11 protein-coding genes and 1 other RNA gene are annotated in these 13,722 nt (G+C 70.0%); 8 read left to right on the top strand and 4 right to left on the bottom strand.

Annotation, left to right across the window (positions count from 1 at the left end):
- Positions 1-81: 81 nt before the first annotated feature.
- The 5 genes from pyc to GBB76_RS09710 all read left to right on the top strand — a co-directional run bounded on the left by pyc (position 82) and on the right by GBB76_RS09710 (position 8,302).
- A complete protein-coding gene (gene pyc, locus GBB76_RS09730) occupies positions 82-3,549 on the top strand; it encodes a pyruvate carboxylase (RefSeq protein ID WP_152303126.1) in 3,468 nt (1,155 codons plus the stop codon).
- Between the two features lie 87 nt (positions 3,550-3,636).
- Complete coding sequence (locus tag GBB76_RS09725; protein WP_152303125.1) at positions 3,637-4,782, top strand: Re/Si-specific NAD(P)(+) transhydrogenase subunit alpha; 1,146 nt, start codon at positions 3,637-3,639, stop codon at positions 4,780-4,782.
- Between the two features lie 113 nt (positions 4,783-4,895).
- Positions 4,896-5,375 carry a proton-translocating transhydrogenase family protein gene (locus GBB76_RS09720; protein ID WP_152302826.1) on the top strand — a complete coding sequence of 160 codons (480 nt, stop codon included), beginning with the start codon at positions 4,896-4,898 and terminating at the stop codon, positions 5,373-5,375.
- Between the two features lie 10 nt (positions 5,376-5,385).
- Positions 5,386-6,789: an NAD(P)(+) transhydrogenase (Re/Si-specific) subunit beta gene (locus tag GBB76_RS09715; protein WP_152302825.1), complete on the top strand. Its 1,404-nt coding sequence runs from the start codon at positions 5,386-5,388 to the stop codon at positions 6,787-6,789.
- Between the two features lie 121 nt (positions 6,790-6,910).
- On the top strand, positions 6,911-8,302 hold the full coding sequence (locus GBB76_RS09710; protein WP_152303124.1) for an extensin family protein: 1,392 nt from the start codon (positions 6,911-6,913) through the stop codon (positions 8,300-8,302).
- A gap of 22 nt (positions 8,303-8,324) precedes the next feature.
- Here GBB76_RS09710 and dapB read toward each other — a convergent pair whose 3' ends face one another.
- The 4 genes from dapB to GBB76_RS09690 form a co-directional block, all read right to left on the bottom strand.
- The gene (dapB, locus tag GBB76_RS09705) at positions 8,325-9,134 is read right to left on the bottom strand and encodes a 4-hydroxy-tetrahydrodipicolinate reductase (RefSeq protein ID WP_152303123.1); all 810 of its coding nucleotides are present in this window, start codon (positions 9,132-9,134) and stop codon (positions 8,325-8,327) included.
- Between the two features lie 80 nt (positions 9,135-9,214).
- Positions 9,215-9,610: RNase P RNA component class A (gene rnpB / locus GBB76_RS09700), an RNA gene on the bottom strand.
- Positions 9,611-9,735: 125 nt separating this feature from the next.
- On the bottom strand, positions 9,736-10,251 hold the full coding sequence (locus tag GBB76_RS09695; protein WP_152303122.1) for a lytic transglycosylase domain-containing protein: 516 nt from the start codon (positions 10,249-10,251) through the stop codon (positions 9,736-9,738).
- Positions 10,252-10,491: 240 nt separating this feature from the next.
- Positions 10,492-11,283: an N-acetylmuramoyl-L-alanine amidase gene (locus tag GBB76_RS09690; RefSeq protein ID WP_152303121.1), complete on the bottom strand. Its 792-nt coding sequence runs from the start codon at positions 11,281-11,283 to the stop codon at positions 10,492-10,494.
- 293 nt (positions 11,284-11,576) lie between these two features.
- Here GBB76_RS09690 and GBB76_RS09685 point away from each other — a divergent pair, with 293 nt between their 5' ends.
- The 3 genes from GBB76_RS09685 to GBB76_RS09675 are packed head-to-tail and all read left to right on the top strand — an operon-like array spanning position 11,577 to position 13,717.
- The gene (locus tag GBB76_RS09685) at positions 11,577-12,056 is read left to right on the top strand and encodes a division/cell wall cluster transcriptional repressor MraZ (RefSeq protein WP_152304819.1); all 480 of its coding nucleotides are present in this window, start codon (positions 11,577-11,579) and stop codon (positions 12,054-12,056) included.
- The gene (gene rsmH, locus GBB76_RS09680) at positions 12,053-13,090 is read left to right on the top strand and encodes a 16S rRNA (cytosine(1402)-N(4))-methyltransferase RsmH (RefSeq protein ID WP_202911059.1); all 1,038 of its coding nucleotides are present in this window, start codon (positions 12,053-12,055) and stop codon (positions 13,088-13,090) included. The genes GBB76_RS09685 and rsmH overlap by 4 nt, the downstream gene beginning before the upstream one ends.
- Positions 13,091-13,099: 9 nt before the next feature.
- Positions 13,100-13,717: a hypothetical protein gene (locus GBB76_RS09675; RefSeq protein WP_152303120.1), complete on the top strand. Its 618-nt coding sequence runs from the start codon at positions 13,100-13,102 to the stop codon at positions 13,715-13,717.
- The last annotated feature ends 5 nt before the right edge of the window (positions 13,718-13,722 follow it).

The following is a 13,722-nucleotide window of genomic DNA, read 5'->3' as shown; positions in this document are numbered from 1 at the left end:
AAGAGCCTCACAGTCCGCAGCCAGATGCAGGTTTTCGACGTTCCAGCCACTCGCAGACCGCAACCACAGGCATCGGCAGCCATGACGCGCAAGATCAGGAAACTCCTCGTCGCCAACCGATCCGAAATCGCGATCCGCGTGTTCCGCGCCGCGACCGAGCTCGGCATCACCACGGTCGCCATCTATGCGGAGGAGGACAAGCTCTCCCTTCACCGCTTCAAGGCGGACGAGGCCTATTTGGTCGGCCGCGGCCCATGGCTTGCGAAGCCGCTCGGGCCCATCGACGCCTATCTCTCCATCGAGGAGGTGATCCGCGTCGCCAGGGAAGCGAAGGTCGACGCCATCCATCCCGGCTACGGCTTCCTCTCCGAGAGCCCGGAATTCGCCGAAGCCTGCGCACAGGCCGGGATCATCTTCATCGGCCCGACGCCGCAGACCATGCGCACGCTCGGCAACAAGGTGGCGGCGCGCAATCTTGCCATCTCGGTCGGCGTGCCCGTCATGCCGGCGACCGAGCCGCTGCCGGACGATTCCGCCGTGGTGCTGGAGGCGGCCCGCGCGGTCGGCTACCCGGTCATGCTCAAGGCAAGCTGGGGTGGCGGCGGTCGCGGCATGCGCCCGATCGAAAGCGAGGACAAGCTGCTCGACGCCGTGATGACGGCCAAGCGCGAGGCCAAGGCCGCATTCGGCAAGGACGAGGTGTATCTGGAGAAGCTGGTGCGCCGCGCCCGGCACGTCGAGGTGCAGATCCTCGGCGACACCCATGGCAACCTCGTGCACGTGTTCGAGCGCGACTGCTCGATCCAGCGCCGCAACCAGAAGGTCATCGAGCGCGCCCCGGCGCCTTACGTCGACGAAGCCACCCGCAAGGGGCTGACCGACGCCGCGCTCGCCATCGGCCGGGCGACCGACTACATCGGCGCCGGCACGGTCGAGTTCCTGATGGATGCCGACACCGGCGCCTACTATTTCATCGAGGTCAATCCGCGCATCCAGGTCGAGCACACGGTGACGGAGGTCGTCACCGGCCTCGATCTCATCAAGGCGCAGATCAAGATCCTCGAGGGCGGCCATATCGGCAGCCTGGCCGAGACCGGCATTCCTCCGCAGGAGGAGATCCGCCTCAACGGCCACGCCATGCAGTGCCGGATCACCACCGAGGACCCGGAAAACAACTTCATCCCGGATTATGGCCGCATCACCGCCTATCGCGGCGCCATGGGCTTCGGCATCCGCGTCGACGGCGGCACCGCCTATTCCGGCGCCGTGGTGACGCGTTTCTACGACCCGATGCTGGAGAAGGTGACGGCCTGGGCGCCGACCAGCGAGGAGGTCATCTCCCGCATGTACCGCGCGCTGCGCGAGTACCGCATCCGCGGCGTGGCGACCAATCTGCCCTTCCTCGAAAACGTGCTGACGCACCCGGACTTCACCGCCTGCCGCTACACGACGCGCTTCATCGACACCACGCCGGAGCTGTTCGACTTCGGCGGCCGCCGCGACCGCGCCACCAAGCTGCTGGCCTGGATCGCCGATGTGACGGTGAACGGCCACCCCGAGGTGAAGGGCCGCGCCCGGCCCTCGGCCACCGCGCGCGTGCCCGAGCCGCCCGCCTTCCTCAACGAGCCGGCGCCCGGCACGCGCCAGCTTCTCGACCAGCTCGGCCCCAAGGGCTTCGCCGACTGGATGCTGGCGCAGAAGCGCGTGCTCGTCACCGACACGACGATGCGCGACGCCCACCAGTCGCTGCTCGCCACCCGCATGCGCGGCTACGACATCGCCCGCGTGGCCGATTCCTATGCGCGCGGCCTGCCGGGCCTGCTGTCGCTCGAATGCTGGGGCGGCGCGGCCTTCGACGTCTCCATGCGCTTCCTCTCCGAGGACCCGTGGGAGGGGCTGGCGAAGATCCGCGAGAGCGTGCCCAACATCCTGACGCAGACGCTGGTGCGCGGCGCCAACGGCGTCGGCTACGCCAATTATCCCGACAATGTGGTGCGCTTCTTCATCCGCCAGGCGGCGGATGCCGGCATGGACATCTTCCGCGTCTTCGACTGCCTCAACTGGATCGAGAACATGCGCGTCTCGATCGACGAGGCGCTGAAGACCGGCAAGCTGGTCGAGGGCGCCATCTGCTATGCCGGCGACCTGCTCGACCCGGACCGCTCGAAGTACAACCTCAAATACTATGTCGCGATGGCGAAGGAGCTGGAGAAGACCGGCGTCCACGTCCTCGGGCTCAAGGACATGGGCGGCCTCGTCAAGCCGGCCGCGGCCAAGGTGCTGTTCAAGGCGCTGAAGGAGGAGGTCGGGCTGCCGATCCACTTCCACACCCACGACACGTCGGGCGTCGCCGGCGCCTCGGTGCTGGCGGCGGTGGAGGCGGGGGTCGACGCGGTCGACCTCGCCATGGACGCGATGAGCGGCATGACCTCGCAGCCGTGCCTCGGCTCCATCGTAGAGGCGCTGCGCGGCTCCGAGCGCGACACCGGGCTCGACCCGGAGGCGATCCGGCGCATCTCCTTCTACTGGGAAGGCGTGCGGGCGCAGTACGCCGCCTTCGAGAGCGATCTCAAGGGGCCGGCCTCCGAAGTCTATCTGCACGAGATGCCGGGCGGCCAGTTCACCAATCTCAAGGAGCAGGCGCGCTCCATGGGGCTGGAGAGCCGCTGGCACGAGGTGGCCAAGGCCTATCGCGACGCCAACGACCTGTTCGGCGACATCATCAAGGTCACGCCCTCCTCCAAGGTGGTGGGCGACCTCGCGCTGATGATGGTCAGCCAGGGACTTTCCGCCGCCGATGTGCTCGATCCCAAGCGCGACGTCGCCTTCCCGGCCTCGGCGGTGGCGATGCTGCATGGCGAGTACGGGCAGCCCTTGGGTGGCTGGCCGCCGGCGCTGCAGGCGAAGGCGCTCAAGGGCGAGCCGCCGATCACCGTGCGCTACGGCTCGCTGCTGGAGGATGCCGACCTCGAGGCCGAGCGCGGCGAGGTGTCGAAGCTGCTCGGCCGCGCCGCCACCGACCGCGAGCTGGCCTCCTATCTGATGTACCCGAAGGTGTTCACCGACTTCGCCCCCGTGGTGGCGAAGTTCGGGCCGGTCTCGGCGCTGCCGACGCCGGTGTTCTTCTACGGCATGAAGCCGGGCGACGAGACCACCATCGAGATCGAGCGCGGCAAGGCGCTGATGGTGCGCCTGACCGCGCTGGGCGACACGCGCGACGACGGCCTCGTCGAGGTGTTCTTCGAGCTGAACGGCCAGCCGCGCATGATCCTGGTGGCCGACCGCGACGCGGTGCCGAAGGTCGCCGGCCGGCGCAAGGCCGAAGAAGGCAACGAGTTCCACGTCGCGGCGCCGATGCCCGGCACCATCTCCTCGCTCGGCGTGGTCAGCGGGCAGGTCGTCAAGGCCGGCGACGTGCTGCTGACCATCGAGGCGATGAAGATGGAGACCGCCATCCACGCGCCGCGCGAGGGCACCGTGCAGGAAATCCTGGTCTCGCCCGGCAACTCCATCGACGCGAAGGATCTGCTTGTCGTGCTGGAGGCGTGAGGGCGACGCGAAGAACACGTGCTCCCGGGGCCACAAGGCCCCGGGGAATAAAGATAATCGACTGAGGACCTTCTTGGGAGGAAGGCAATGCGTTTGGCAATTGTGAAGGAAGACCTGTCCGTCGAACCGCGCGTCGCGGGCTCGCCGGACACGGTAAAGCGCTACATTGGATTGGGCGCGGAGGTTTTTGTCTCGTCGGGTGCGGGAGTTGCGTCCGGGATCGGGGATTCGGAGTATGAGGGCGCGGGGGCGCGGGTGGTGGCGGACAACGCGGCTGCGGTCGCGGGTGCGGACATCGTGCTCGGGGTGCGCCGTCCTGCGGCGGCGGCGCTGAAGGGGGTCAATCCCGGGGCGCTGGCGATCGCCATCATGGACCCGCACGGGCACGAGAGCGAGCTCGAGGCGCTGGCCAAGGCGGGGGTGTCGAGCTTCGCGATGGAGCTGATGCCGCGCATCACAAGGGCGCAGGTGATGGACGTGCTGTCCTCCCAGGCGAACCTCGCCGGTTATCGCGCGGTGGTGGACGCGGCCGCCGAGTTCGGCCGGGCCTTCCCGATGATGATGACGGCGGCGGGCACGGTGCCGGCGGCGCGGGTGTTCGTGATGGGGGCGGGCGTGGCCGGCCTGCAGGCGATCGCCACGGCGCGCCGGCTGGGGGCGGTGGTCTCGGCCACCGATGTGCGCCCGGCCTCGAAGGAGCAGGTGGAGTCTCTCGGCGCCAAGTTCATCGCGGTCGAGGACGAGGAGTTCAAGCAGGCCGAGACGGCGGGCGGCTACGCCAAGGCGATGTCGGCGGAGTACCAGGCCAAGCAGGCGGCGCTGACGGCGACGCACATCGCCAAGCAGGACATCGTCATCACCACGGCGCTGATCCCGGGCCGGGCGGCGCCGCAGCTGGTGAGCGCGGAGATGGTGGCGTCGATGAAGCCGGGCTCGGTGCTGATCGACCTGGCGGTGGAGCGCGGCGGCAATGTCGAGGGCGCGGTCCCCGGCGAGGTGGTGGTGACGGCGAACGGCGCGAAGATCGTCGGGCACCTGAACGTGCCGGGCCGTCTGGCGGCCACGGCCTCGCAGCTCTACGCCAAGAACCTGTACGCCTTCGTGGAGACGCTGGTGGACAAGGCGACGAAGAGCCTTTCGGTGAAGTGGGACGACGAGCTTGTGAAGGCGACGCTGCTGACCCGGGACGGGGTCGTGGTGCACCCGTCCTTCAAGCCGGCGGACGCGGCGTGATCTGAGCCTTGCGGGCGCGCCGGGGGCGCGCCCGGCAAAGAGGGATGAAGAGGCGGGCGGCGCGGGCAGGCGCGGCACGCGCCTCGTGAACAGACGTCAGGGGATTGAGGGAAATGGCCAATCCGGCAACGGGCGACGCGGTCGCCCAGAACGCGGTCGAGGGAGCGCGCATGGCGGCCGAGGTGGCGCGCCAGGCGGCACAGGCGGCGCAGGCCTATGCGGAAGCGGCGGCACAGAACTACGCGGACATCGCGGGACAGGCGGCGGGAGCGGCGGCGCATGCGCTGACCGGCGGGGCGATCGACCCGTTCGTGTTCCGGCTCGCCATCTTCGTGCTGGCGGTGTTCGTGGGCTACTACGTGGTGTGGTCGGTGACGCCGGCGCTGCACACGCCGCTGATGAGCGTGACCAACGCGATCTCCTCGGTGATCGTGGTGGGGGCGCTGCTGGCGGTGGGCGTGGACACGGTGGCCGAGGGCACCGAATGGGCGCGGGGCTTCGGCTTCATCGGGCTGGTTCTGGCCAGCGTGAACATCTTCGGCGGGTTCCTGGTGACCAGCCGGATGCTCGCCATGTACTCGAAGAAGAAGTGAGGGCGCACCGATGAACGCCAATCTGGTCGCTGTCCTCTACCTCGTCTCGGGGGTCCTGTTCATTCTGGCGCTGCGCGGGCTGTCCAGCCCGGTGACGTCGCGCCAGGGCAATCTGTTCGGCATGGTCGGCATGACCATCGCCATAGTGACGACGCTGGCGGCCTCGCCGCCGGCGGGGCTCGGTGGCTGGGCGCTGGTGCTCGGCGGTCTGGCGCTGGGCGGCGGCGCCGGCGCGGTGATCGCGAAGAAGATCGCGATGACGCAGATGCCGCAGCTGGTGGCGGCGTTCCACTCGCTGGTGGGCCTTGCGGCGGTGGCGGTGGCGGCGGCGGCGCTCTACGCGCCGGGGGCCTTCGGCATCGGCGCGCCGGGCGAGATCCACGCGCAGGCGCTGATCGAGATGAGCCTGGGCGTGGCGATCGGCGCCATCACCTTCACCGGCTCGGTGATCGCCTTCGCCAAGCTGAACGGCAATATGAGCGGCAAGCCGATCCTGCTGCCGGGCCGGCACGTGATCAATGCGGGCCTGGCCCTGCTGATCGTGGTGCTGGTCGGCGTGCTGACCGTGACCGAGAGCCACACGGTGTTCTGGCTGATCGTGATCGCCAGCCTGGTGTTCGGCGGCCTGCTGATCATCCCGATCGGCGGCGCCGACATGCCGGTGGTGGTGTCGATGCTGAACTCCTACTCGGGCTGGGCGGCGGCGGGCATCGGCTTCACGCTGGGCAACACGGCGCTGATCATCACCGGCGCGCTGGTGGGCTCGTCGGGCGCGATCCTGAGCTACATCATGTGCAAGGGCATGAACCGGAGCTTCGTCTCGGTGATCCTGGGCGGCTTCGGCGGCGACGCCTCGGCGGGCCCGGCGGGGGGAGCGGAGACGCGCCCGGTCAAGCAGGGCTCGGCCGAGGACGCGGCCTTCATCATGAAGAACGCGGCCAAGGTGATCATCGTGCCGGGCTACGGCATGGCGGTGGCGCAGGCGCAGCACGCGCTGCGCGAGATGGCGGACAAGCTGAAGGAGGAGGGCGTCGAGGTGAAATACGCCATCCATCCGGTGGCGGGGCGCATGCCCGGGCACATGAACGTGCTGCTGGCGGAAGCCAACGTTCCCTATGACGAGGTGTTCGAGCTGGAGGACATCAACTCGGAGTTCGCGCAGGCGGACGTGGCCTTCGTCATCGGCGCCAACGACGTGACCAACCCGGCGGCCAAGACCGACCCGACCTCGGCGATCTACGGCATGCCGATCCTGGACGTGGAGCGGGCGAAGACGGTGCTGTTCATCAAGCGCGGCATGGCGGCGGGCTATGCCGGCGTCGAGAACGAGCTGTTCTTCCGCGACAACACCATGATGCTGTTCGCCGACGCCAAGAAAATGGTCGAGGACATCGTCAAGAACCTCAACCACTGACCGGGGCGCCTGCCCCCCTCAAACCCGAAAGGCCCGCCCCCAGGCGGGCCTTTTTGCGTTTGTGCGGCACTGCGGGATACCGCTTAACCCGCTGTCAACCAAGTCCGGGTAGCGTCCGGTCATGGCGCGCGGCGTTTCCTGGTTTCTCGTAGCCCCGCTCGTCCTTCTGGGGCTCTCCGGTTGCAAGTTCGGGCTGTTCGATCAGCGCGAACCCTGGCGCTCGGAAGCTGAGGAACGGTGCCTGGCGGAGGGCCGCGTAAAGCCCTCCGCCTTCATCGTCCCCGATCGGGAGCTCAACGGCCCCGGCACCTGCGGCATGGACCATGCCTTCCGCATCACCGCTTTTTCCGAGGGATCTGTTGAGGTTAGCCCGCGTGCGACGCTGGCCTGCCCGATGACCTCGGCCGTCGACCAGTGGCTGACGCAGGACGTCCAGCCCGCCGCCATGGCCTGGTTCGGCCAGCCGGTGGTGAAGGTGAAGCAGATGTCGTCCTATTCCTGCCGGCGGATGAACGGCGCGGCGACCGGCAAGGTCTCCGAGCACGCCTATGGCAACGGGCTCGACATTGGCGGCTTCGTGCTCGCCGACGGGCGCGAGATTTCGGTGAAGAAGGACTGGAAGGGCGCCGCCGACGCGCGCGGCTTCCTGCGCACGGTGCAGGCGGATGCCTGCGAGCGCTTCACCGTGGTGCTGGCGCCCGGCTCCAACGTCTACCATTACGACCACATCCATATCGACCTGATGCGGCGTGCCTCGGGCAGCAGCACCTGCAAGCCGGCGGCGCAGCGCCCGGTGCCGCCGCGCCTTCCGGTCTACAAGGCGCCGGCCTACAAGCCGCCGCAGGGCGGCTGGCAGTCCGGGCCGATGTCCTCGGGCGCCGAGACCGAGACGGGTGCCGATGGCGCGGAGGGCTATGACGGCGACTATGGCGCCGGCCCCGAGGCGTCCGCGCCGGTCTATGGCACGCCGCCGGCGCAGGCGTCCGTGCCCGCTCCCGCGCGCGCCCGGCCGGTGGAGGCGCGGATGACGCCCACGCAGAGCTACCCCACGCAGGCCTACCCCGCATCCGCCTACCCCGCGCCATCCCGCGCCCCGGCCTATCCGGCCGGCGCCGGAGGGGTGGGGGCGCCGATGGTGCTTTCGCCTCAGCCGGACCCCTACGGCGCCGCGCCGCAGGGATATCCGCCGCAGACCTATCCGGCGCCCTCCTACCCGGCCCAGGCGGCGCCCTCGGCCTATCCCCCGCCGGCCGCCTATCCCACGGCGTCGGATTACCCGTCGGCGCCGGCAAGCCCTTATCCCGCCAGCCCCTACCCCTATCCTGCGGCCGCTCCGGCTCCGGCGCCGCCAGCAGGCCGCAAGAACGCGCCGGGCCTGCTGCCGCCGGCCAGCGTGCCGCTGGCGAAATGGCTCGGGCTCGACCCGACGCCGACCGGCTCGACGGGAGATGTGCGCTCCTTCACCACCGAGCGGCAGTTCGCCAGCCCGATTCCCGCACCTGACGGCCAGTAGTCGGGCGCGCGCCGTACCGGGATCAGTCGAGCAACGTGTCGAGCCCGCGCTTCACCCCGACCCAGCCCTGCACCTTGCGCGCGGCCAGCAGCGTGCCGGCGACATAGGGCGCGGCCGAGGAGCCGGCGTCGTGGCGGATGGTGAGGCGCTCGTCCGGGGCGCCGAAAATCGCTTCCACCCCGAGCACGAAGGAAGGCAGGCGCAGCGCGTGCACCCGCACCTCGCGCGGGCCCTCGCCGAAGGCGCCGCCGCGCGTGGCGGGCACGCCGACGACTTCCGAGACCGGGCGGCTGGTGGCGGGCTGGCGGATGCCGGCCAGCGTCTCGGCGAGCTCGCGGCCGGTGCCCGACGGCGCGTCCGGCTTGCCGGCCGAGGCGTAGTCGATCAGCTCGACATCGGCGACATACTTGGCCGCCTCCAGCGTGAAGCGCTTGAGCAGCGTCGCGGTGATGGAGAAATTGCCGGCGGCGAGCAGGCCGAGACCCTTGGCGCGCGCCACCGCGTCAAGCTCGGCATAGTCCTCCGCGCCGAGCCCCGAGGTGCCGATGACGACGGCGAGCCCGGCCTCCAGCGCGGCGCGCGCATTGGCCTTCACCACGCCGGGCTTGGTGTAGTCGATCAGCACGTCGGCGGGGACGGACAGCGCCTCGCCGACGCTGGCGAAGACCGGCACGCCGCTCGCCGCGCCGCCCTGCGCGGTGCCGAGATCGGCGCCGGCATGAGAGCGGGAAACGCCGGCCACGAGTTCAAGGTCGGGCGCGGCCGCGAGGGCCGGCGCGAGGGCGCGGCCGACCCATCCGGTGGCGCCGGCGAGGATGATGCGGGTGGCCATGGCGGTTCGCTCCTTGGGCGGAAAAGGGGAGCGAAGCAGTAGCAAAGCGCCGCCGGCGGCGCCATGCGCGGGGCGGGGTAGGTGCCAGCCGGCCTGTAAGCCGGGTTTTGTATGGCGGGATTTCTCCCACGTGACGGCCATTCCTCTGGGACGCCAGTTACCTGGCGCCTCGAGCAGTCAACCCGGGCGGCTGTCCGAAGACGGGACCTGAAGCAGAGCCATCTCTGGCCGCGCTTCGTGCCACCCCTATACGACTTTGCTCCCGGTGGGGTTTGCCGTGCCGCTTCCGTTGCCGGCCGCGCGGTGCGCTCTTACCGCACCGTTTCACCCTTGCCGCGGGCGGACCCGCGGCGGTCTGATTTCTGTGGCACTTTCCCTGGGGTCGCCCCCGCCGGACGTTATCCGGCACCGTGTCTCCGTGGAGCCCGGACTTTCCTCGGCGCCCTTGCGGACGACGCGGCCGTCCGGCCGGCTGGCGGGGCAGCAATGGGGGAGGCGGGGCCGCGCGTCAACCCCGCCGGCCCTCTGATGACATGCGCGCGGGCGGGGCGACGCGGAACCTGACGGCCCCGCCGCGCGCGGCGACGATCGCGGACGGCGATCAGTTCGACGCCATGATGGTGCGGGCCTTGCTGCAATAGCTGCGCGCGGCGGACGACATGCGCCTGGCGCCGTGCCCGCCCTGATAGCGCAGGACCGTGCCGCAGGTGTCGCCGCCGGCGAGGCGATAGGCGCCGGCGAGATAGCGCATGCCGTAGCGGATATTGTTGGCGGGCTCGTAGAGCGCGGCGCGGCTGCCGGTGTAGCCGACGCCCCGGGCGGTCTGGTGCTTGATCTGCATGAGGCCGACCTCGCCGGCGCGGCCGGTCAGGCGGGCGTTCCAGTTGCTCTCGATGCGTACCACGGCGCGGGCGAGGGCGACCGGCACGCCATTGGCGCGGGCTTCACGATCGACCAGAGCGGCGAGGCTGTTCGGGGATGAGAGGCTGCGGGATGAAGAAGTCGCGTCGATATCGGAGTGTTTCTCGAAGATCGACTTGGCACTGGCGATGTTCGCGCTGGATACGCTGATGAGGGCGATGGCGAGCGAAGCACCGAGGAGACGGGAAGCATTCATTACGAGACGATGGCCTTTTCATCCGGTTGCGATGACCGGGAAAAGCCAATCTAAATCTGTCCCGAATGAGGCCCGTTTCGTACCGGGATCGCCGTAATCGTCCGGTGTGCGACCGATATACGCAGGCGTGTCGCGCAGGTTGTGGCGCAACCGCAACGTTCATGAACGATCCTTGCGCGTCGCCGTCGCGTCGCGCAGCATCCTGTCGCGACCTGCCGATATTATAAGCGTGCGTCTATTTCAGGCGTCGTCGGACGGGCGCGAGGCGCACAGCGCATAGAGCGTCGCCAGCGTCGAGACGTCGGCGACGCCGTCGACGCGCGAGCGGCGGAAATGGCGCTGGAAGGCGCGCACCACCGCCTCCGTCTGCTCGCAATAGGTGCCGCTGACGGGGACGCCATAACCGTAGAAGGCAAGCATGGCCTGCAGCGCCTCGATGGGCTGGCCGTGCTCCCCGCGCATGAAGTAGCGCCCGTCGCTCGGCGGTGCCTCCTCGACCAGATGGCCGACGCCGAAGCGGTGCAGCGCCTCCCACGGGAATTTCTCGCCGGGATCGTTCTTGCGGGTCGGGGCGACGTCGGAATGGGCGAGCACGCGGTCGGGCGGGATCGGGTTTCGCGAGAGGATGTCCTTCGCCAGAGCCGTCACCGCCTCGACCTGCACGGCCGGGAAGGGTGGGTAGCCGAAATCGTGGCCCGGATTGGCGATCTCGATGCCGATGGAATGCGAGTTGATGTCGGTGGCGCCGGCCCAGAACGAGGCGCCGGCGTGCCAGGCGCGCCGGGCCTCGGGCACCAGCTGGGCGATGCGGCCGTCCTCGAACACCACGTAATGGGCGGAGACCTGACGCTCGGGCGCGCGTAGCCATGCCACCGCCTCGGGCGTCGATTCCATGCCGGTATAGTGCAGCAGCAGCATGTCCGGGCGCACGACCCCGACGCGCTCACCATGGTTGGGCGAGGGCAGGACCTGCGCCACCAGCGGCGAGTCGGGCGGGAAGGGGGCGGCGGAAGCCTCGCATGCGTCGCTCATGCCTCCTCCGGTAAGCCCGGCCGCTGCCCGATTCAACAGATTCTTAAGGTTCATGGGGCGTTAATCGCCAATCGCCGGCCGTGGCGGAATCAGCATGTCGGGGAAGCCCGGCACGCCGCATTCACGACGGCCAATCCATTGACGCCCATTGTATCCCATGGTATCCCAAATCATCCCGTTGCAGTACCGCGTGAGCGAAACCGATGGCGCCGTTGTCGCGTCCGTCGCGGGTGTTCGCGTGGCCGGTGAAAGCCCTGCGGCGGGGCGTGTTTGCGTGGGGGCGTACCGGGCCGATGGAACGTTTCGTATCGACCTACACGATGCGGCTCGATTCCAAGGGCCGGATGTCGATCCCGGCGCCGTATCGCGCACTCATCGCGCGGGACGGGCTGGAGCATGTCTACGGCCACCCGGCGCTCGACCTTCCCGCCCTGCAGGCGGGCGGCGCGCGGCTGATGGCGGGGATCGACGCCCTGATCGAGCGCTATCCGCCCTATTCGGAAGCGCGCGAGGAACTGGCGGGCGCGCTTTATGGGGCGATCGAGATCCTCAAGCTCGACCCGGAGGGCCGCGTGATGCTGAGCGAGGGGCTGAAGAGCCGCGCGCATATCAGGGACGAGGCCGTTCTGGTGGGCCTCGGCGACTATTTTCGGATCTGGGAGCCCGGCCGCTTCCGGGCGCACCTCGCGGAGGCCAATGCGAAGGTGCGCGCGCTGAAGGCGGAGATCGGTTCCCGGGGGGCGACGGGGAATACCCGCGTCGACGGGGCATGATGGCGGGTCGCGGCGGTTCGGAGACGGACGCTGCCGGCGGACCGGCCCGCCATCTGCCTGTCCTGCTCAGCGAAGTCATCGACTATCTCGCGCCCCGTGACGGCGGCGTCTATGTCGACGGCACCTTCGGCGCCGGCGGCTACACGTGCGCCATTCTGGCCAGCGCGGACTGCCGGGTGATCGGCATCGACCGGGACCCCAACGCCATTCGCGACGGACAGGCACTGGTCGTCGAGAGCGGCGGGCGGCTGGCGCTGGCGCATGCGCGCTTCGGCGAGCTGGACGCAGTGGCGGCGGAGGCCGGCTCCCCGCAGGTCGACGGCGTGGTGCTCGACATCGGCGTCTCGTCCATGCAGATCGACGAGGGCGAGCGCGGCTTCTCCTTCCGCCGCGACGGGCCGCTGGACATGCGCATGTCGCAGGACGGGCCGTCGGCCGCCGACCTCGTGGCGAAGCTCTCCGAGACCGAGCTGGCCAACCTCATCTACCGCTTCGGCGAGGAGCGGCGCTCGCGCGCGGTGGCCCGTGCCATCGTCGAGGCGCGCACGCTGGCGCCGATCGAGCGCACGCTCCAGCTCGCCGACATCATTGCCAAGGTGGTCTGGGCCAAGCCGCACGAGCCGCACCCGGCCACCCGCACCTTCCAGGCGCTGCGCATCGCGGTGAATGACGAACTGGGGGAACTCGCCCGCGCGCTTTCCGCCGCCGAGTGCATCCTGAAGCCCGGCGGGCGGCTGGTGGTCGTCACCTTCCACTCGCTGGAAGACCGCATCGTGAAGAACTTCCTCGCCAACCGGGCCAAGGCGGCGGGCGGCTCGCGCCACCTGCCGGCGGTGCAGGCCGCCGCGCCGAGCTTCGCGCTGGTGGCGCGCGGCGCCATCGAGGCGGGCGAGGGCGAACTCGCCGTCAATCCCCGCGCCCGCTCGGCCAAGCTGCGTGCCGGCGAGCGCACCGGGGCACCTGCCCATCCGGCCGGCGACCTCTCCTCGCTGCTGCCGCCCCTTCCGATCCTGGACGCCCCCCGCCGCCGCTGAGGTCGAGACATGTTCCGCGTACTCAATGCCGTCTCGGTCATCGCCCTGCTCGCCGCGGCCGGCGCCGTCTATCACGTCAAATATTCCTCGGCCTTCGAGGCGCAGGAGATCGCCAAGCTGCGCACCGAGATCCGCCAGGAGCGCGACCGCATCGCGCTGCTGCACGCCGAATGGGCGCGCCGCACCGCGCCCGACCGCATCCAGGCGCTGGCGGAGAAGCATCTCGACATGCAGCCGCTCGACGTCAGCCACATGGACCGCCTCGCCAGCCTGCCGACCAAGCCGGAGCGCAATGACGACGTGCTCGGCGGCATGATCGAGGCGCTGGTCGACGGTCCCTCGCCGAACCCGCCCGGGGCGGCCGGCGCGAAGGCCCCCGCCGCGCCTTCGGCGGCCCGCCCGGCCGCCAAGCCCGGCAAGCCCGCCCCCGTGGCCCGCCTGCCCGACGACGCGCCGCTGGCGGAGGAGACCTTCTCCGGCGAGCCGCTGCCGCTTTCCGCCATGCCGTCGTCCGGGGCGATGGCGCCGCAGCGTCCCTCCCTTGCCGGCCCGCAGGGCGTGATCGGCGCGCCGCTCGACCCCGCCGCCGGACGGCCGATGCTGCCGCCCGGCACGGTCGGCCAGTAGACCCG

Source organism: Ancylobacter sp. TS-1, assembly GCF_009223885.1.
Taxonomy (GTDB): Bacteria; Pseudomonadota; Alphaproteobacteria; order Rhizobiales; family Xanthobacteraceae; genus Ancylobacter.
Note: the sequence above shows the minus strand (reverse complement) of the source record. Positions and strands in the feature narration are given on the sequence as shown.

Excerpts from the sequence above, each read along its gene's own strand:
- pyc (WP_152303126.1), top strand. The coding sequence starts at position 82 with ATGACGCGCAAGATCAGGAAACTCCTCGTCGCCAACCGATCCGAAATC.
- GBB76_RS09725 (WP_152303125.1), top strand. The coding sequence starts at position 3,637 with ATGCGTTTGGCAATTGTGAAGGAAGACCTGTCCGTCGAACCGCGCGTC.
- GBB76_RS09720 (WP_152302826.1), top strand. The coding sequence starts at position 4,896 with ATGGCCAATCCGGCAACGGGCGACGCGGTCGCCCAGAACGCGGTCGAG.
- GBB76_RS09715 (WP_152302825.1), top strand. The coding sequence starts at position 5,386 with ATGAACGCCAATCTGGTCGCTGTCCTCTACCTCGTCTCGGGGGTCCTG.
- GBB76_RS09710 (WP_152303124.1), top strand. The coding sequence starts at position 6,911 with ATGGCGCGCGGCGTTTCCTGGTTTCTCGTAGCCCCGCTCGTCCTTCTG.
- dapB (WP_152303123.1), bottom strand. The coding sequence starts at position 9,134 with ATGGCCACCCGCATCATCCTCGCCGGCGCCACCGGATGGGTCGGCCGC.
- GBB76_RS09695 (WP_152303122.1), bottom strand. The coding sequence starts at position 10,251 with ATGAATGCTTCCCGTCTCCTCGGTGCTTCGCTCGCCATCGCCCTCATC.
- GBB76_RS09690 (WP_152303121.1), bottom strand. The coding sequence starts at position 11,283 with ATGAGCGACGCATGCGAGGCTTCCGCCGCCCCCTTCCCGCCCGACTCG.
- GBB76_RS09685 (WP_152304819.1), top strand. The coding sequence starts at position 11,577 with ATGGAACGTTTCGTATCGACCTACACGATGCGGCTCGATTCCAAGGGC.
- rsmH (WP_202911059.1), top strand. The coding sequence starts at position 12,053 with ATGATGGCGGGTCGCGGCGGTTCGGAGACGGACGCTGCCGGCGGACCG.
- GBB76_RS09675 (WP_152303120.1), top strand. The coding sequence starts at position 13,100 with ATGTTCCGCGTACTCAATGCCGTCTCGGTCATCGCCCTGCTCGCCGCG.